The 17,230-nt window shown below is 63.4% G+C and carries 21 protein-coding genes; 15 read left to right on the top strand and 6 right to left on the bottom strand.

The annotated features are described in order from the left end of the window. Positions 1 to 207 precede the first annotated feature (207 nt). The 10 genes from O4H62_RS04260 (at position 208) to O4H62_RS04215 (ending at position 8,641) form a co-directional block, all read left to right on the top strand. A complete protein-coding gene (locus O4H62_RS04260) occupies positions 208 to 2,598 on the top strand; it encodes a putative monovalent cation/H+ antiporter subunit A (protein ID WP_269385865.1) in 2,391 nt (796 codons plus the stop codon). 1 nt (position 2,599) lies between these two features. Next, complete coding sequence (locus tag O4H62_RS04255; RefSeq protein WP_269385864.1) at positions 2,600 to 3,019, top strand: Na(+)/H(+) antiporter subunit B; 420 nt, start codon at positions 2,600 to 2,602, stop codon at positions 3,017 to 3,019. Further along, a complete protein-coding gene (locus O4H62_RS04250) occupies positions 3,019 to 3,396 on the top strand; it encodes a Na+/H+ antiporter subunit C (protein WP_269385862.1) in 378 nt (125 codons plus the stop codon). Before O4H62_RS04255 ends, O4H62_RS04250 begins: the two co-directional genes overlap by 1 nt. Positions 3,397 to 3,409: 13 nt before the next feature. Further along, complete coding sequence (locus tag O4H62_RS04245) at positions 3,410 to 4,978, top strand: Na+/H+ antiporter subunit D (RefSeq protein ID WP_269385861.1); 1,569 nt, start codon at positions 3,410 to 3,412, stop codon at positions 4,976 to 4,978. Continuing rightward, positions 4,975 to 5,448: a Na+/H+ antiporter subunit E gene (locus O4H62_RS04240; RefSeq protein ID WP_269385859.1), complete on the top strand. Its 474-nt coding sequence runs from the start codon at positions 4,975 to 4,977 to the stop codon at positions 5,446 to 5,448. The genes O4H62_RS04245 and O4H62_RS04240 overlap by 4 nt, the downstream gene beginning before the upstream one ends. After that, positions 5,445 to 5,873, top strand: coding sequence for a cation:proton antiporter (locus O4H62_RS04235; protein WP_269385858.1), 429 nt, complete (start codon positions 5,445 to 5,447; stop codon positions 5,871 to 5,873). The genes O4H62_RS04240 and O4H62_RS04235 overlap by 4 nt, the downstream gene beginning before the upstream one ends. Next, on the top strand, positions 5,866 to 6,204 hold the full coding sequence (mnhG, locus tag O4H62_RS04230) for a monovalent cation/H(+) antiporter subunit G (protein WP_269385857.1): 339 nt from the start codon (positions 5,866 to 5,868) through the stop codon (positions 6,202 to 6,204). Before O4H62_RS04235 ends, mnhG begins: the two co-directional genes overlap by 8 nt. A gap of 262 nt (positions 6,205 to 6,466) precedes the next feature. Then, positions 6,467 to 6,889: a MucR family transcriptional regulator gene (locus tag O4H62_RS04225; RefSeq protein WP_269385856.1), complete on the top strand. Its 423-nt coding sequence runs from the start codon at positions 6,467 to 6,469 to the stop codon at positions 6,887 to 6,889. Between the two features lie 359 nt (positions 6,890 to 7,248). After that, positions 7,249 to 7,830 carry a helix-turn-helix domain-containing protein gene (locus tag O4H62_RS04220; RefSeq protein WP_331284443.1) on the top strand — a complete coding sequence of 194 codons (582 nt, stop codon included), beginning with the start codon at positions 7,249 to 7,251 and terminating at the stop codon, positions 7,828 to 7,830. Beyond that, positions 7,817 to 8,641 (top strand): DUF6456 domain-containing protein, encoded by an 825-nt coding sequence (locus O4H62_RS04215; RefSeq protein WP_269385855.1) that lies wholly within the window; start codon positions 7,817 to 7,819, stop codon positions 8,639 to 8,641. Before O4H62_RS04220 ends, O4H62_RS04215 begins: the two co-directional genes overlap by 14 nt. A 166-nt stretch (positions 8,642 to 8,807) precedes the next feature. Here O4H62_RS04215 and O4H62_RS04210 read toward each other — a convergent pair whose 3' ends face one another. Beyond that, the gene (locus O4H62_RS04210) at positions 8,808 to 9,236 is read right to left on the bottom strand and encodes a SufE family protein (protein ID WP_269385854.1); all 429 of its coding nucleotides are present in this window, start codon (positions 9,234 to 9,236) and stop codon (positions 8,808 to 8,810) included. Positions 9,237 to 9,548: 312 nt separating this feature from the next. Further along, complete coding sequence (locus O4H62_RS04205) at positions 9,549 to 9,872, bottom strand: DUF5330 domain-containing protein (RefSeq protein ID WP_269385853.1); 324 nt, start codon at positions 9,870 to 9,872, stop codon at positions 9,549 to 9,551. A 467-nt stretch (positions 9,873 to 10,339) separates the two neighbouring features. Here O4H62_RS04205 and O4H62_RS04200 point away from each other — a divergent pair, with 467 nt between their 5' ends. From O4H62_RS04200 to O4H62_RS04190, 3 genes are read left to right on the top strand one after another with little or no spacing between them, the layout of a single operon-like run. Then, entirely contained in the window at positions 10,340 to 12,235 is a 1,896-nt protein-coding gene (locus tag O4H62_RS04200) for a sensor histidine kinase (protein ID WP_269385852.1), read from the top strand. Continuing rightward, a complete protein-coding gene (locus O4H62_RS04195) occupies positions 12,210 to 13,142 on the top strand; it encodes a peptidoglycan-binding domain-containing protein (RefSeq protein WP_269385851.1) in 933 nt (310 codons plus the stop codon). Before O4H62_RS04200 ends, O4H62_RS04195 begins: the two co-directional genes overlap by 26 nt. Then, complete coding sequence (locus tag O4H62_RS04190; protein ID WP_269385850.1) at positions 13,139 to 13,480, top strand: DUF1491 family protein; 342 nt, start codon at positions 13,139 to 13,141, stop codon at positions 13,478 to 13,480. Before O4H62_RS04195 ends, O4H62_RS04190 begins: the two co-directional genes overlap by 4 nt. A gap of 47 nt (positions 13,481 to 13,527) precedes the next feature. On the opposite strand, the gene O4H62_RS04185 is transcribed toward O4H62_RS04190, so the two are convergent. Continuing rightward, complete coding sequence (locus O4H62_RS04185; protein WP_269385849.1) at positions 13,528 to 13,707, bottom strand: helix-turn-helix domain-containing protein; 180 nt, start codon at positions 13,705 to 13,707, stop codon at positions 13,528 to 13,530. A gap of 176 nt (positions 13,708 to 13,883) precedes the next feature. Next, positions 13,884 to 15,050 (bottom strand): DUF2336 domain-containing protein, encoded by a 1,167-nt coding sequence (locus tag O4H62_RS04180; RefSeq protein WP_269385848.1) that lies wholly within the window; start codon positions 15,048 to 15,050, stop codon positions 13,884 to 13,886. A gap of 150 nt (positions 15,051 to 15,200) precedes the next feature. On the opposite strand from O4H62_RS04180, the gene O4H62_RS04175 reads away from it, so the two are divergent. Further along, a complete protein-coding gene (locus O4H62_RS04175) occupies positions 15,201 to 15,434 on the top strand; it encodes a hypothetical protein (RefSeq protein WP_269385847.1) in 234 nt (77 codons plus the stop codon). A 3-nt stretch (positions 15,435 to 15,437) separates the two neighbouring features. Here O4H62_RS04175 and O4H62_RS04170 read toward each other — a convergent pair whose 3' ends face one another. Beyond that, positions 15,438 to 16,397 (bottom strand): nucleoside recognition domain-containing protein, encoded by a 960-nt coding sequence (locus tag O4H62_RS04170; protein WP_269385846.1) that lies wholly within the window; start codon positions 16,395 to 16,397, stop codon positions 15,438 to 15,440. A gap of 32 nt (positions 16,398 to 16,429) precedes the next feature. Then, entirely contained in the window at positions 16,430 to 16,615 is a 186-nt protein-coding gene (locus O4H62_RS04165) for a hypothetical protein (RefSeq protein ID WP_269385845.1), read from the bottom strand. Positions 16,616 to 16,734: 119 nt separating this feature from the next. On the opposite strand from O4H62_RS04165, the gene O4H62_RS04160 reads away from it, so the two are divergent. Next, positions 16,735 to 17,187, top strand: coding sequence for an Lrp/AsnC family transcriptional regulator (locus tag O4H62_RS04160; RefSeq protein WP_269385844.1), 453 nt, complete (start codon positions 16,735 to 16,737; stop codon positions 17,185 to 17,187). Positions 17,188 to 17,230: the final 43 nt, after the last annotated feature.

Below are 17,230 nucleotides of genomic sequence, written 5' to 3'. Positions count from 1 at the left end.
TCGCCTGACTCGGGAGCGTGTGCGGCGGCCGTGTTGCTGTGGGTAAATCGGTTAGATTGCCGCAGGTGTCGAAATCCGCGCGCCAGACCATTGCTTTTCCACGAATAATGAAAAGGATTGCCTTGTTCTTGTCCAAGCTGATGACTAAGTGACGAGCACAAAACCGCGAAAAGCGGATGTCAGAGGGCTGTCCCCCGGGGAATATTGATGAGCGCCAGCGCGCCTGGAACGACTTTTATTGTCTTGATGCTGCCATTTCTGGCGGCGCTGATTGCCCCGTGGCTGACACGTCGTCTCGGCCACAATGCAGCATGGCTTCTGGCCTTGGCGCCGGTGGCGATCTTCATCCATTTTCTTGGCTTTTCCGCCGATGTCGCCGATGGCGGTGTCGTCACCGGCGGTTTCCAGTGGGTTCCGTCCTACAATGTCAGTTTCTCCTGGCTGATCGACGGTCTTTCGCTGACCTTCGCGCTGCTGATCTCGGGCATCGGCGCGCTGATCATTCTCTATTCCGGCGGTTACCTCAAAGGCCACGACCAGCTCGGCCGGTTCTTCTCGTTCATGCTTTTGTTCATGGGCGCCATGCTCGGCGTGGTCATTTCCGACAGCTTCCTGATGCTGTTTGTCTATTGGGAACTGACCTCGATCACCTCGTTCCTGCTGATCGGTTTCGACCACGCCCGCGAGGCCTCGCGCCGCGCCGCCATCCAGGCGCTGGTGGTCACCGGCGGCGGCGGACTGGCACTGTTGGCCGGTCTGCTGGTGATCTGGAACATCACCGGCGTCAGCCAGGTCTCGCTGCTCTTGAACTATGGCGACGAGCTTCGCGGCAGCCCGTTCTACTTGCTGGCGCTGCTCCTGGTGCTTGGCGGCGCGTTTTCGAAGTCGGCGCAGTTCCCGCTGCATTTCTGGTTGCCCAACGCCATGGAAGCGCCGACGCCGGTGTCGGCCTATCTGCATTCGGCCACCATGGTCAAAGCCGGCGTCTATCTGCTGATGCGGCTCAATCCGGTGCTTGGCGACACTGTCTGGTGGGGGACCATTCTGCCGGTCTTCGGCGGCACGACGCTGATCGTCGGCACGGCTCTCGCCATCCGCCAGACCGATCTCAAGCTGATGCTGGCCTACACCACGGTCTCCTCGTTAGGATTGCTGGTCATGCTGACCGGTTTCGGCTCCGAACACGCCATCGCGGCGGCCGTGCTCTACCTGGTGGCGCATTCGCTGTTCAAGGGCGGGCTGTTCATGGTCGCTGGCCTGATCGACCACGAGGCCGGTACCCGGGACGTCACCAGGCTCGGCGGCCTGCGCAGGGCCATGCCGGTGACCTTCGTCGCAGCCCTTGCCGCGGCGATCTCGATGGCCGGCCTGCCGCCGTTTTTGGGCTTCCTCGCTAAGGAGGAGATCTACTACGCGCTCTGGCACACCGATCCCTGGTCGCTGGCCTTCGTCGCAGTGGCTGTCATCGGCAACGGCCTGATGTTCGTCATCGGCTTTGCCGTCGCGCTCAAGCCGTTCCTCGGCCCCGAGGTCAAGACGCCGAAGCACGCCCATGAAGGGCCGGTGCTGCTCTGGCTCGGACCGCTGACGCTGGGCATCGCCGCGCTGGTTGCCGCGCTGATCTCGCCTGTCACCCACCGCTTCATCTCCTCGCCGATGGCGAGCGCCATCGCCGGCGAGGCCGAAACCGTGACCATCTCGGTGATCCCGCACATGGGCCCGGCGTTGATCCTGTCGCTGGTCACCATCGCCTTCGGCATCATCGCCTATCGCATGCTCGACCGGCTTCGCGCCGGGATGGCTTGGCTGCTTGCGGCCATCGGCTGGGGCCCGGACCGCGGCTTCGACCAGTTCATCAGCGGCGCGGTGCGCCTCTCGGTGGCGGTGACGCGTCTTGTCCAGCCCGGCCGCCTCGACATCTACATGACCGTCACCTTCCTGATGATCGCCGCGGCCCTGATCGGACCGATGGCCTGGTACGGCGAATGGCCGGCGATGCCGGTCTGGCCCGAAGACGCTCAGTTCCACGAACTGGTGGTTGCGGCCATCGTGCTGATCGGACTGGCCGCCGTCATCTATGCCCGCGACCGGCTGACGGCCATCGTTTCGCTCGGCATCCAGGGCTTTGCCGTGGCGCTGATCTTCATGCTGTTCGGCGCGCCCGACCTGTCGTTCACCCAGTTCATGGTCGAGACGCTGGCGGTGGTCATCCTGGCGTTGGTCATGACCCGATTGAAACTGCACGCCTCGGATCACCGGCCAACCCTGCAGAAGGTCGTCGACATGAGTGTGGCGATCGCCTGCGGCGGCGGCTTCACGCTCTACCTGCTTTCGGTGACCCAGCAGCCGTTCAACACCGCGCTGAGCGATTTCTTCTCGGCCTACTCGAAAGTCGTCGCCCACGGCGCCAATGTCGTCAACGTCATCATTGTCGATTTCCGCGGCACGGATACGCTGGGCGAGATCGCGGTTGTGATGGTCACCGGCCTTGCCATCCTCTCGCTGATCCGCATCCGTACCCCGCGCGCCACGGTGGCCGACAACGACCCCGACCGGCGCGCCGCACAAGGTCCTGCACAGGGCAGGGAGGTGAGATGACATGCGTACGGTAATCTTCCGCTCGATCGCGCCCTATCTCACCAGCCTGATGGTGCTGTTTTCGATCTTCGTTCTGCTGCGCGGCCACAACGAGCCCGGCGGCGGCTTCATCGGCGGCCTGATCGCGGCCTCGGCGCTGGCGATCTACGGCATTGCCTGCGGCGTAGCACCTGTCCGCCGCGCCATCTATTTCCATCCGATGGCGATCGCCGCCTTCGGCCTGTTCATGTCGGCCATGGCCGGTGTGCTGTCGATCTTTGCCGGCGTGCCCTACATGTCGGGCCTGTGGATCTACCCGCACCTCTTCGGTGTGGAGATCCCGCTGTCGAGCGTGCTGGTGTTCGATGTTGGCGTCTATCTGGTTGTGGTCGGCGCCATCTCGTCGATAGCGCTGGCGCTTGAGGAAAGGGACCGCGACTGATGGAACCGATCCTTGCCATCCTGGTGGGCGCGCTGTTTACCGTCGCCATCTACCTGTTCCTGTCCAAGCATGTCATCCGCATCCTGATGGGCGCTGCCATTCTCGGCAACGCCGTCAACCTGCTGATCTTCACCGCGGGCCGCGTCACCCGCGAAGTGCCGCCGATCATTCCGGGCGATGCCGATGCGTTGACGGGGGCCGCCGCCAACCCGCTGCCGCAGGCGCTGATCCTGACGGCGATCGTGATCTCGTTCTCGTTCTTCGCGTTTCTCCTGGTGCTGGGTTACCGCGCCTTCCAGGAACTCGAGACCGACAGCTCCGACGACATGCGCGTAGCCGAGCCGGTGGGGGACAAGTCCCCGCCGGCCGGGTACTGAGGGGAGACCGGCAATGGCTGGAAAAAGCGAAGCTCTCCAGGATCTTTCCGTCGCTTACGTGATGCAGCCGGTGGCGGCTGCCGACTGGCTGATCGTCGCTCCGGTGATCTGGTGCATCCTGATCGGCGCGGTCCTGCTGATGCTCAGGAAGCGCACCGACCTGCAGCCGCTGATCGCCATTCCGGCGCTGGCGCTGCTGGTGCTGATGACGCTGGGACTACTCGTGCATGTCTTTCAGAGCGGCACGCTGAGCATGACCATGGGCCGCTGGCTGCCGCCGTTCGGCATATCGTTTACGGTCGATCTGCTCGGCGCCTTCTTCGCCGCCACCTCGGCGCTGGTGGCGCTCGGCGCCGGAATCTACGGCCGCTCGGATGTCGATGACACCGGCCGCCGCTACGGCTTCTACCCGTTCCTGATGCTGATCATGGCCGGCATTCTCGGCGCGTTCCTGACCGGCGACATCTTCAACCTCTATGTCTGGTTCGAGGTGCTGCTGATTTCCTCCTTCGGCCTGCTGGTGCTCGGCTCCGAGAAGAAACAGCTCGACGGCGCGGTCAAGTATGCCTTCCTCAACCTGATAGCCACGACGCTGTTCCTGGTCGCCACCGGCTATCTCTACGGCCTGTTCGGCACCCTCAACATGGCCGATATCGCCATCAAGGCATCCGAACTGCGCGGCACCGCGCCGCTGATGACGCTGGTGACGCTCTACCTGCTGGCCTTTGCCATGAAGGCCGCCGCATTCCCGGTCAATTTCTGGCTGCCCGCCTCCTATCACACGCCGCGGCTGGTGGTTTCGGCGCTGTTCGCCGGCCTCTTGACCAAGGTCGGCATCTACGCGCTGCTCCGGATCCTCGGCATGCTGTTTCCCTTCGAGCGCGAGGAACTGTCCTTCCTCATCGCCATTGCCGCGGCGCTGACCATGATCCTCGGCGTCATGGGCGCGCTGGCGCAGAATGATATCCGCCGTTCGCTCGGCTTCCTGGTGATTTCGGGCATCGGCGTGATGATGGCCGGACTGGCGCTAGGCAGTCCGGCCGGCCTTTCCGGCGCGATCCTCTACGCCGCCCATTCCATGGTGGTGATGACCGCGCTCTATTTCGCCGCCGGCGTCGCCGCCCGGCTCGGCGGCAGCTTCGAGCTGACCTCCGCCGGCGGGCTCTACACCAAGAACGCCGCGATCGCCGCCATGACGCTGATGCTGTTCCTGTCGGTAGCCGGCCTGCCGCCGTTCTCCGGCTTCTGGCCCAAGATCATGCTGGTCAAGGCCTCGCTCGACATCGGCGCCTGGTGGCTTGCGGGCGCAATCCTGGTGACCGGGCTGTTGACCACGATAACCGTCGGGCGGATCTGGGCGCTCGCCTACTGGCGTCCCGCACCTGCCGGAGACCCCGATGCGGCCGCCCTCAGCCCGTTGCCGGTCGGCGCAACCATGGCGTTGGCTGGTCTGGTCGCCATCACCGTCGCTGCCGGCGTCTGGCCCGAACCTGTGATGGCGCTGGCCCAGGATGCCGCCCGCGGGCTTCTCGATCCGTCCGCCTATGTGCTTTCGGTCTTTCCCGTGGAGGCATCGCAATGAGCCTGTTTCTGGTCAATGTGCTGCTGGCGCTGACCTGGTCGGCGGTCAGCGGTTCGTTCACATTCCTCAATTTTGCCTTCGGCTTCGTGCTGGCGATCTTCGCCCTGTCGCTGATCCGCGAGCAGGTGGGCTCCACCGGCTATTTCTCCCGCGCCCGGCGGGTGATCTCGCTGCTGCTGCTGTTTGTCTATGAACTGGTGCTGTCGGCCTGGAGGGTTGCCGTGCTGGTGCTGTCGCCGCGCATGGATCTCAAGCCGGGGATCTTCGCCTATCCGCTCAGGGTCGACCGCGATTTCGAGATCACCATCCTGGCCAACCTGATCACGCTGACGCCCGGCACGCTGTCTGTGGATGTGTCGGAAGACCGCCGCATTCTCTACGTGCACGCCATCGACGCGTCCGATCCCGACGGCGCCCGGCGCGACATCGCCGAAGGCTTCGAGCGCAAGATCATGGAGGCGTTCCGATGATCAGCGTCGCAACCATCTTCGATCACGCCGTCACCCTTGCGCTCGCAATCCTGAGCCTGTCGTTCCTGGTCACCATCTACCGCATTGTCAAGGGACCGACCCTGCCGGACCGGATCCTGGGCCTCGACATGCTGGTCGCCATCGCGATCGGCTTCATCGCGGTCATCGGCATCAAGACCGGCTATACGCTCTATGTCGATGTGGCGATCGCGCTGGGGCTGGTCGGCTTCCTTGCCACCGTGGCCTTTGCCCGTTTCGTCCTCTCACGCGGCAAGACCGAGGACGATATCCTGAGCGAGGCGCGGGAAGCCGCGTCGGCGGCGCGGCGGCAGGCAAAGGCTGCGGCAAAGGCCAGGTCCGGATCCGGCGGAATGGATACCGGGCCTGCGGCTGGCAAGACTTCGGGAAGGCAAGACAATGAGTGAACTGGTCACACTGGTATCGGCGGCGTTCCTGGTCATCGGCTCGTTTTTCGCGCTGGTTGCTTCCATCGGCCTGCTGCGCTTGCCGGACGTCTATACCCGCATGCATGCCGCCTCCAAGGCCGGTACCATGGGCTCCTGCCTGATGCTGATCGCGCTGGCCATTCATGCCACCGATACCGGAACCATGTCGCGGGCGCTCGCCGGGGTGGTGTTCTTCCTGCTTACGGCTCCGGTGTCCTCGCATCTTCTTGCCAAGGCGGCCTATGCGGTCGGATACCGCTTGCATTCGTCAGCGGTAATGGATGACATGAAGCCGAAAGATAACGCATAGAGATAAGTAATTGTAGTTGAATATTGTCTGCAACCTAAAAATTCATTACGGGGCCAAATTCGCGCCATGATTACATGTTTTTTATAAATTTGTGTAAATTTGTATTAATGGGGAGCAAATTCTACAAGAACTAGTACTTGCTTAAGGTGTAAAACAATGTAAATCCAACGCTGCAGCACGTCGTGCGGAATGTGCGTTATTTGTAACTATCTTGTTCCGAAACCCACACAGCTTGCATTTCAAAAAGAGTTAGGACCAGACTATGACAGAAGCAAACAAGGACAATGGTGCGGATTTGCTCATCGAGCTGACCGCGGAAATTGTCGCTGCTTACGTGAGCAACAACTCCGTGGCGGCTAATGATCTTCCGAACGTGATCTCGCAGGTACATGCCGCACTCGGCGGTGCTACCACGATGACGGAAGAAGTCGTTGAGAAGCCGAAGCCAGCAGTATCGGTTCGCCGGTCGATCCAGAACGATTATCTGATCTGCCTTGAAGACGGCCAGAAGTTCAAGTCGCTCAAGCGGCACCTGATGACCCATTACGGGTTGACGCCCGAGCAGTACCGCGAGAAGTGGGATCTGCCTGCGGATTATCCGATGGTCGCTCCCTCCTATGCCGAAGCGCGGTCGCGCCTGGCCAAGGAAATGGGTCTCGGTCAGAAGCGCAAGCGCGGCAAGTAAGGGTCGGCGGCTCTTCCGGTTCGGTCGTCAACCCTCAACCGGGAACAGCTCCAACCAGTTCGGATCTTTGCATGGACGGCAGCCCGGACATGCGATCCTTGAAAAACCGTGGCCCCGGGGCCACGGTTTTTTCATGCAAACCTGCCTGCTTCCTGTTGCAGAGCTGCGTTCCGGCCGGCCGCTGCCGGCGCCGCGATCAGGGATCTGCGAACATGTGAGGAAAAAAATCCTCACATTTCGGTTCAAAATTACCAAAAACAATGCAGAATCAACGCTAGGGTGTAGGGTGTGGGTGGCTGCACGTCCCCATGATCTGCATATCATGTAAGAAAATATTCCTATTAATGGAGATTTTCATCATGGCTTTCCGACGCAAGAACCCAACCAGCGGCCATTCAGACACTATCGTTCCCGAGCCGGCAGCCCGCGCCGCCCAGGTCAATGCCTTGAGCGGCCCTGTACTTGGCGATGAAACGGCGATGGCGCTGGCAGCCCTTGCCGGCAATGCCGGTCTGAGCGCACTGCTCGGGCTTTCGGGCGTCCCCGGTTCAGCCCCGGCCGGCGGTGCCGCAAGGCCCCGTCCGGGCGAACCGGCCGGAGCGACCACATTTGTCGATATCCTGCGCTGCCGCGTCACCTGGCGGCTGGTGGCGGAACTGTTTGCTGCCGCCTGCGACCGGGACCTGCCGGAAGGCGCCGCCCGCCGCCGGCCGCGCTGCCACATGCGGCAGATCGCCATGTATCTCAGCCACGTGGTGCTCTCGGTGCCCTATCAGACCATTGCCACCGCCTTCGGCCGCGACCGTACCACCGTCATGCATGCCTGCTCGGTGGTCGAGGACCGCCGCGACGACGCCGGCTACGACCGCTTCGTCGAACAGTGCGAGCGCTGTGTCGGGGCTGTCTTTGCGCCGCTGGGGCATGATGATGCAGGGCTCTGAGGCAGGCCGGTCGCGCCGTGCGCTCGCCGCTCTCGTCGGCTTCCTGGCGCGCGGTCCCGCAACCGTGCCGGTGGCGGGCATACCCCCGCATCCCGGTCGGGTGGAACTGATCCGCGACGACGGCGCGTCCCGAAAGGTCGATGCCCGGATATTCAGGGCGGCGCTGCAGCGCGGTCTGGTCGCCATCGATCCGTCCCCGCCGCAATCCTCGCGAACCGGGCAATCCTGCACGGCGACGCCCGAGGGCCGGGCAGCGCTCAAGCGCTGGCTCGCCGACCCCGACAGCGCCTTCCAGGACCAGCACCGGACGCTGGTGGCCGGATCCGATCCCGATCACGGGCAGTTGCGGATCAATCAGGACGAATCGCCACTGGCGGCGCTGACGCGGCTGAGGGGCCGGGGCGGTGCCCTGTTCCTTGAGCCGGCGCAGGTGGAGGCGGGCGAAAGGCTCAGGCTCGATTTCACCCGCGGTCAGATGCAGCCCTCGCTTGGCCAGAACTGGGAGCCCGTGCGCTACGGACGGTCAAAGGGCGGCGCCGGAGGAGCGGCGGAACTCGGTGAGGCGGCCTTGTCCGCAAGGTTGCGCGTTGAGGCGGCGCTGGCCGAGGTAGGACCGGAACTCTCGGGCGTCCTGCTCGATGTCTGCTGTTTTCTGAAAGGTCTGGCCGAGGTCGAGCGCGAACGGCAATGGCCAGCCCGGTCAGCCAAGTTGATGCTGCGCACGGCTCTCGCAGCACTCGCCAGGCATTATGCGGCGCCGCGGCGAAAGCCCAATGCATGTCGCGCTCAACTGGATTCAATTGAGCGATAACGAACAAGCATCATTTCAAAGTGCTACAGCGCCCTTTGCGCATCCAATTGGATGCGCGATGCTGTAGAGTAATTCCAGCGAAACTGGGAACCGGTTTTGCGTCCGGAATTGCGTGAAAACAACAAGATAGAGCGTTTTCGGTGACTCCGTTTTCACCGGAAATGCTCTAGCCGGCAGCCCGCGCCGCTGCGGCATGCGCCTTGATCCGCATGACCATCGAGCGCAGACCGTTGGCCCGCTGCGTCGACAGGTGCTCGCCCAGCCCCAGCTGCGACATCAGGGCCGCCTCGTCGAGCTTCTCCACCGCCGACGCCTTTTCTCCCGAGGTCGCCGCCAGAACGACAGCGACCAGGCCGCGCACGATATGGGCGTCGGAATAGCCGCGGTAGATCATCACCGGATCGCCCGGGTCTCCCGGTTCGGTTTCGGCCACCAGCCAGACCTGGCTGGCGCAGCCTTTGACCTTGTTCTCGTCGATCTTTTCGCTCTCAGGCATCTCCGGCAACGCCTTGCCGATCTCGATCAGATAGCGGTAGCGGTCTTCCCAATCGTCAAGATACTCGAAATCGTCGATGATGGTTTGCAGCGTGGACATCGGTGTTTCCTGTAATTGCTCAGTCATATAGGCGGATTTGACAGCTTATGCACCCCGTCCGGGTGCAATTTGTCACGCTGTCTGCATGTCGGGGTTCAGGAAGCTGGCGGTGGAGCGGGCGCTGCATGCGGGCACGAGCAGGTGCGGATGGCGGCAGTAGGCCATGGCCAAAAGAAAACGCCGCCGGGGGAAGGGCTGGTCCCGGCGGCGGCGCGTCAGACGCGACTGGAGTTGGCAGTTTTTAGCATCATGCAACTTACGGCGGACATCCCCGGCCAGTGCCCCGTTGATGGAGCGGGCGGCCGGGAAAACTCAGTTGGTGACGGGCAGGGATCCCGTTACCAGGTCGCTTTCGCCATCGGCGAATTTGGAATCGAGAAACTGGTAGGCAATGCGGGCGCCTTCCTTGGCGCGCACTCCGAGAGCGGCGAAGGTCTCGCTGCCTGTTTCGCAGATATCCGGCTTGCGGACGCAGATTTGCCTGATGTCCTGCAGCGCCTCGACAGCGGCGGCCATGCTCTGGCCGACTTCCAGCGGCGGCGCATCTTCAAGCGCCTCCCGCGAATTCGAATCGAGCAGCGGCAAGGCGATCAGCACCAGTGAGAACCAGAAACTTCCCTTTATCAGAAACCACATGTGTTAGCCCTTCCTGTTTCCCGCCATCTTTGGGCGGAGATGCCCGGGTTGTCCCGAACTTGCGCACACCATGAAGCAAATTCTTCAAGGCGGATTTGAAGCAGGCGATGGGTTTTGAGCCAAATTTGCCGAAAATTTTAGGCAATTGTCCGCACCCCGCCGGGTGCCGCATCAAACCGTCCGCCGGCGCCGGCGGGTATGGCGGGCGCGTGTCTTCGGCAACCGCGCAGGCGTGACCTTTCGGCGGTTTTATCGGCTCTGAAGCGGATTGCCGGCCAGTTGTCACACCTTGCAGATTCCGGAAAGCATCGATTAACCATAATCGCCAAAGCCGCTCCCGCATCGCCGCCGTCGCGGCAATTCGGCCGGTTTTGGCCGTGTCCGGACGGCTGGCTTATCCTTTCCTTAAGCCGGCAATGACAATGTTGCGACAACAACAAACAACTGCGGCGTGTACGGATTCGGCAGTGACAAAACTGGACAACCTCATCGACAGAATGAAGCTGGCTGGACGGCAAACCGCCGAATCCTGGCTGGGGTCCGCTGTGTCCGATGCCCAAACCCACGAGCGCCGCCTCAGCGCCATGACGCACTGCCTGTCCGGCATTGTGCTGGCGCCGATGATCACCGCTCCGGTCCTGCTGATCGCCTTTTCCTGGCCGCATGCGATTGCCGGCGCGCTGGCCGCCGCCGCCCTGCCGGTTGCCGCGGCGGGATTGCTGGCCGCCACCGGGTCGACGCGTCTTGCTGGTCGCGCCGCGCTATTTGCCGTCACCTTGGCGCTCGGCATTCTCGCGGTCCTGAGCGGTGGCCTGGCCTCTCCGTTTCTGCCGCTCTTGGCCTTGCTGCCGCTTGAGGCGGCGATGCAGTCCCGGCGGCTGTCGGGGTTGACCCTCGGGCTGATGTCCGCGGCAGCGGCCATGCTGGCGGTCGCGGCGATGGACGCGGCCGGCCACGCGGCAGCCGTTCCCGCCGGCGCCCTTGCAGCTTCTGTCCTGGCTTTTGCCTTCTATGCCCTGGTGCGCGGCCTGGCCTTCGGGCTTGAAAGCCCGCGCCCGGCTCAGGTCGCCGCCGGGACGGTGGAGCCAGACCAAACCCGCACGGCGACCGATATCAGCACGTCAGATGTGCTTGACCGTCTGCCCGGACTGGTGACGCTGCACAACGCCCGTGGCGAGGTGGTTCGGGTTTCCGGCGCCGATCATGCGGAGTTCAGCCGCAAGATCGGCGATGTCTCCGGCAAGGGCTTCGTCAATCGCATCCACGTGGCCGACCGCATCGCTTTCCTCGACGCCGTCGACAGCCTTCGCCGCGGCGAATCCCGCAGCCAGCTCGAACTGCGGTTCGATTGCCCGGGCGAAGCCTCGCAGTTCGTCCATGTCGCCGTGGCGCTGTCGGCCGAACGCGACGCGGACGGCGTCTTTGCGGGCTTTCTTATCCAGACGCGCGACATCTCCGCCGAGGTTGCCGATTACGTGCGCGCCAACGCGGTTGTCGAAGAGGCCGAAAGCGCCAATGCCTCCAAGACGCGGTTTCTCGCCGCCGTCAGCCATGAATTGCGCACGCCGCTCAACGCCATCATCGGCTTTTCGGATATTTTGGCGCGCGAAATGTTCGGCACTTTCAGCGATGAACGCCAGCGCGAATATGTCGGCCTGATCCACCAGTCGGGCGAGCATCTTCTGTCGCTCGTCAACACCATGCTCGATATGTCGAAGATCGAAGCCGGACGCTATGAAGTCTTCGTCGAGGCCTTCCCGATCGGGGATGTCATCGATAGCTGCGACGCGATGCTGCGTCTGCAGGCCTCCAACCGCCGCATCACGCTGACCCGCAGGCTGGCCCGGGGGCCAAGCGAAGTCGTGGCCGACAGAAGTGCCGTGCAGCAGATTCTGATCAATCTGGTCGGCAACGCCATCAAGTTCACCGAGCCCGGAGGCGTGGTCAATGTCGACGCGGCCATCCGCGACGGCCGGCTGCAGCTCGTCGTCAGCGACACCGGGATCGGCATTCCCGCGGACAAGCTCGCCCGCATCGGCGAACCCTTTGTCCAGGCCCAGAACGAACTCGGCCGCCATTACGAGGGAACCGGTCTTGGACTGTCCCTGGTCAAGGGACTGGTGGACCTGCACGGCGGCCGCTTCACCATCGAAAGCGCCGAAGGCGAGGGCACCGTCGTGACCGTGGACCTGCCCGCCGACGGCTCCGGCGCCAACAGCCAGACGTGCGACAGCCCGGACGGGGTCGCAGTGGTTTTTCCGCCGCTGCTGCCCAAGGCCGTCCGCAAACCGGCCGGAAATCCGGCCCGAAATGATGCAAGAAGCAGGAATGAAGACTATGTCGAGACAGCGCGTATCGCCTGACTTGTTTGACGATGAACCCGCCCGGGGCCACGGCATTCTCGGAATGCTCGGCTCGCTGGTGTCGGCGCATCCCTCGCTTGCCGGGGGCAGCGTGGCGTTTGCGGTGATCTTCGGCTTCGTCGCGAGCAACGCGATCTGGCATCAGCCCGGACAGCATCCCGCGCCGATCCTCAAGACGCGCGAAGCGGCGTCGCCGGCTGTGCCTGTCGCCACCGCCCGGCCTGTCACCCCGCAGACGCCGTTCATCAAGGGCGTGCCGTCCCGCACCGTGACCACCTACCGGATCGAACGCAGCGACAACACGCCGACCGCCTCCATTCCCGTTCCCAACGCCGTGCCCGCGCCGGCGGTTGCAGACAGCGTCGCGGAAGCCGCGCCCGGGCCTGTGTCCGCAGCTGATCCGGTGCTTGTGCGGATGCAGACGATTCTCGCCAAAAAGGGACTGTATTCCGGCGATATCGATGGCCTGATGGGCCCCAAATCCGCAGCCGCGATCCGCACCTGGGAGAAGAACAACGGTTATGTTGAGACCGGCGAGGCAAGCCCGGGGCTGCTCGCGGTCATGGACAAGGCCAGCACACCGGCGGCACCCGTCGAGGTGGCGAGCAGCCAGCCCGCGGCACGCCCGACGCCAAAACCCCGGCCTGCGCCGGCTGTCGCATCGGACGCACGTGCCGGCGAACCGGTGACCATCTCGGCGCTGATCGCCGATGGTCCGAGCGAGCTGGTGCGGCAGATCCAGTCGGGCCTTTCCAACATCGCCTATGCGGACATTACCGTCGACGGCGTCGCCGGATCGCAGACGCGCGCCGCCATCAGCGCCTTCGAGAAGCACTATCGCCTGCCGGTCACCGGCGAGCCGAACGAGACGGTGCTCAAGAAACTGCGCGAGATCGGCGCGCTGTGAGGCTCAAGGCCGGCATCTTTGTCGCAGCCCTGACGCGCCGCCTGTTTGCTGAAGGTAACATGGCGGCGATCGAACGGCGCGGATCGGAGGAGGCCGGTGCGATCTTCGTCCGCATTCGCCACCGCGACGGCAGTGAAAGCCTGGCCGCCCCCGCACCGCAGACGGCCTTCGACGAAGACCATCCGGATGGGCGGTTGTTCGAATTCCGCAAGACCCGCGTTCCTGAGGCCGAAGTCTCCGAACTGATCGCCCGCGAAGCGAAGTTCGATCCCGACATCTGGGTGGTCGAAATCGAAACCGACAGCCCGGAAACCTATCTTCCCTTCGCTGAAGAGTAGGTCGCGATTACGTCCGGAAACTGGGTGCGGCCCATGCCGGGAGCCGGTCAGCTCAGGCCGGCTTTGCGCAACTGGTTCGGCGAACATCCGTATTTCTGCCGGAAGGCGCGCGGGAAATGGCTCTGGCTCTGGAAGCCGTGGGCGAAGGCGATGGCGCTCATCGGCTCGTCGCGGGATGCGAGACCCTCGTCTCGCAGCCATGTAGACGGGCCTGCTCGAACTCCCATCTCATCGCGAACGCCGCGGTCGGCGATCCGGTCAAACCGGTTGGCGCCCGGTCTCTGGCGTCAACGGCGGTTGTGGCAAGAAACCATTCAGGATCAACAGGTTGATCCTTTCTGGTGAATCGCCTTGAAAGCCGCTTGAATCAATCTTTCAACGCGACTTGAGCCAAGGGCCGGGGTCAGCCGGCCTTGCGCGCGGAGGAAACCCGGTGACGGACATCGCGCGGCGAGATCCGCCGGTCGGTGTCCTGACGCACCGGCTTGCCATCCGCCAGCGCCGGCACATGCGCGGCCGCGCCATTGGTGTAGCTATCGGCGCGCTGCCAGGCCTGCAGCCGCGCGGTGCAACTCTCCCTGTCGAGCTCCTCGATCAGGTCGGTTGCAAGCGTGTGCCGGGCTGAGGGTTTCGCGAGGTGCGGAAAGAAACTCTCGAGCGCCGACTTGATGGTGCTCTCGGGCGCGCCCAGGCCGATCAGGGCGGTCGCCAGCTGGCGGCCCGACAGGTCCATCATGATGCGTTCGGCAAGCGCGTAGCTCGCGCCCATGGCGTCGGCCAGCGCGGTGGCGAACCAGCTTTCCTGATCGGTGGCTGCATGGCGGGCAAGCTGCGCCAGCCGCACATCGCCGACCCGGCGCCGTGCCGCAGCGGTTGCGCTGTCGGTGGCAGACCTGGCGACGGCCGGCGCGGTGTTGGGCGTCAGCGCATCACTTGCCAGCGGCTTGCGTGCGCTTGTCGGACGGTTGAGCGGCGATTTCGGCGTCGGGCTGGCCGCCACCATTGCCTTGAGCTGCGCCCGGAGCCGCTCGCTTGGATCGAGCGGTGGCGCATCGACCGTCGGCCGCGTGGTTGCCGCCGGAGAGGGCGCCGGTCGCTGCACAGGTGTCGCCGCGGGATCGGGGATCAGCCCGCGCAGCACCAGAAGCCCGTCGACCGACGGATCCTTCAGCTGCTGCAGCTTGGCGATTGCCTGCGGCGAGAGGTCGGAGCGCCGGGCCGCTGCGCGGGCATGCGGCGCGCCATGGCGCATCACCGCCCGGGTCAGCGCGTTCTCGTTGATGAGCGGGTAATGCGCGATGAAGGGGGCGGCAATCGCGATCGGCTCGTTGATCAGCATCTCCGCCACGTCCTCGGGAACCCGCGACAGCCGCGACAGCGTCGCCGACGCGGTGCGGCGGGTTTCCTGGCTGGCGGTTTTGTAGAGCGGGATGAAGAGGCGGGAAAACCGCGCCAGGTCCTGGCGGGTGGGATGGTCGAGGCACTCGAGGCCGCTGATGGCTGCCATCAGCACCGCATCCTTGCGGCGGGCGCCATCTGGCCGTTCGAGATCACGGAAACTGTCTGACACGGGCTACACCTTACTCAAACGCTACTGGATACTCCCATCAACTTATCCCGAAACCGTTAGCGAGCTGTTAACCAAGTGAGTATTAGAAAAATATTGATAAGGAGAAGAATGTCGCGCGTAATTCCTGTTCCACCGAGTTGGAGTCCAGATATGACGACAATATTGACCTTCGATCAGTCGAGATGCCGCAAGACGAACCCCGCGGCAACCGCAAGCATAGCCGCAGGCTCTTCGGCCGAGGTGCTCTTGTTTACAGGCATTCGCCGCGAACCACTGTCTTCAAGGCCAGATCTGCCGCAACCTGTGCGGCACGAACCGATGTTTGACGACACCGCGCCCGACAAGCCGACAGGCAAGAAAAGGCGTCGCGGCAAGACCGGCTGACATTTACGCTTTTTGCCGGAACATATGCGCGAAGAAAGTCTCGTCGGCCAGGTGGCGAAGCAGGGCGGCAATCGCCGCCGTGGCCACGATGGCGAAGGCCAGCCGGCCGACAAGCACGCCATACATGTCGGCTCCCAGTGCCATCACGATCAGCGTGTCCTCGATCACGCTGTGCGCGAAACCCATGAACACGCAGGACAGGAAGATCTGCCGTGGTGACAGCGCGTCCGATTGCGCCTCGCGGATCAGAAGACCGGCGCCGTAGGAAATCCCCAGAAACAAGCCGACAGCGGTGAGGTGACCTGCTTCGCCGTTGATGCCGGCAAGACGCAGCAGGGGCGAAAGAGCTTTCATCATCATCTCCAGCAGTCCTGTCAGCTTGAGCAATTCAAGTCCCCATGACAGCACAACCAGCACGACAAGCATCCAGATCATGGTCTCCGCCAAACCGTGGAAGAATTCGGCCCAGTCGGGCGTGGCGGTCATCGGGATCCAGGCCGGGTTGACGGGTGTTTGCAACCAGCCGGTGGCGAGCAGGACGTGGTGCAGCAGGAAAGCGTACAGCAATCCTCCCGCGACCCGCAGCACCGTCGTTGCGATCATGCCCGGACCTGCCATCTGGATGATCTTCTGTTCGAGCGGAAGCCCGTGCGCAAACAGGATAAGCGCTGAAAACACGGTCACGTCCGCCGTGCTGAGCGAGGACACGGGAACGAGTGTGAACAGCAGCGGGACCGCGCCCCATATCCCGACGATCATTGCCGTCAGCCAGGCCAGCCCCAGTTCCGGCGGCAATCCGACCAACTTCATGACAGGCGCGAAACCGGGCGCCATTGCTTCAATTGCCCCCATGCGGGACAACACCTCGGCCATGATCGTGATCGGGACCATGATCCGGGCGAGAACCCAGTAAATCCTCAGTGAAGCCAGCGTGTTGTGCGAGATGATCCTGAAAAGCGGCATGGGGAATTCCTCTTGGCGCGCGGGTGGCGCGGTTATCGCTCGCGCCTTGCAAGGGCGTCCTGGACACGGATGATCAGGTCGGAAATCGCTTCAAAGCACAGGAAGGTCAATCGCGGACCCCGTCCGCCATGCTGGTGCATGAACCCGTCTTCCTGCTCGAGCTCATCTCCGGTGTTTTTGGTGGCGGTCCGCTTTGGCATCAGCATCAACAGCAGCATCGTCGGCTCCTTCGGGGTTGCCTGAATTCCCTAGGCGGATCCGCTTCGAATTTGTGGTCAAAGATTGTGATATTGTGCAATATTATTGCAAATGCAGCGATATGCGACGGAGTGTGGCAGTGGATCGGATCGACCGGAAGCTTCTGAACCTGATGCAGCGCGACGCTTCGCGCACCAATGTCGACATGGCCGATGAAGTCGGCCTGTCTCCCTCAAGCTGTCTGCGCCGTCTGCAGCGTCTGCGCAAATCCGGCGTGATCGACAAGATCGTCGCGATCCTGAATCCGGCCAGGGCAGGGCGGGTGATCAAGGCAGTCGTCACGGTGGAACTGAAACTGCACGGCGAGCAGCACATGCGCCGTTTTCTCGACACCGCCAGCGCAGAGGAGGCGGTTTCGCACGCCTATGCCGTGACTGGCGAAACCGATGTGGTCCTGATGCTGCGCCTGCGCGACATGGAAGAGTTCGACCTGCTCTGTGACAGGCTGTTCCGGGATCAGACCAATGTCGCGCGCTTCTTCACGATGATCGTCATAAGGACGGCCAAGGAGGAAACGGCAATTCCTCTTTGAGTATGCATTTGGCTGCAGCAATCCGGGCCGCTCCACCGTAGTG

The sequence above is a fragment of the Parahoeflea alexandrii genome, from assembly GCF_027214025.1.
Classification (GTDB): Bacteria; Pseudomonadota; Alphaproteobacteria; order Rhizobiales; family Rhizobiaceae; genus Hoeflea; species Hoeflea alexandrii_A.
Note: the sequence above shows the minus strand (reverse complement) of the source record. Positions and strands in the feature narration are given on the sequence as shown.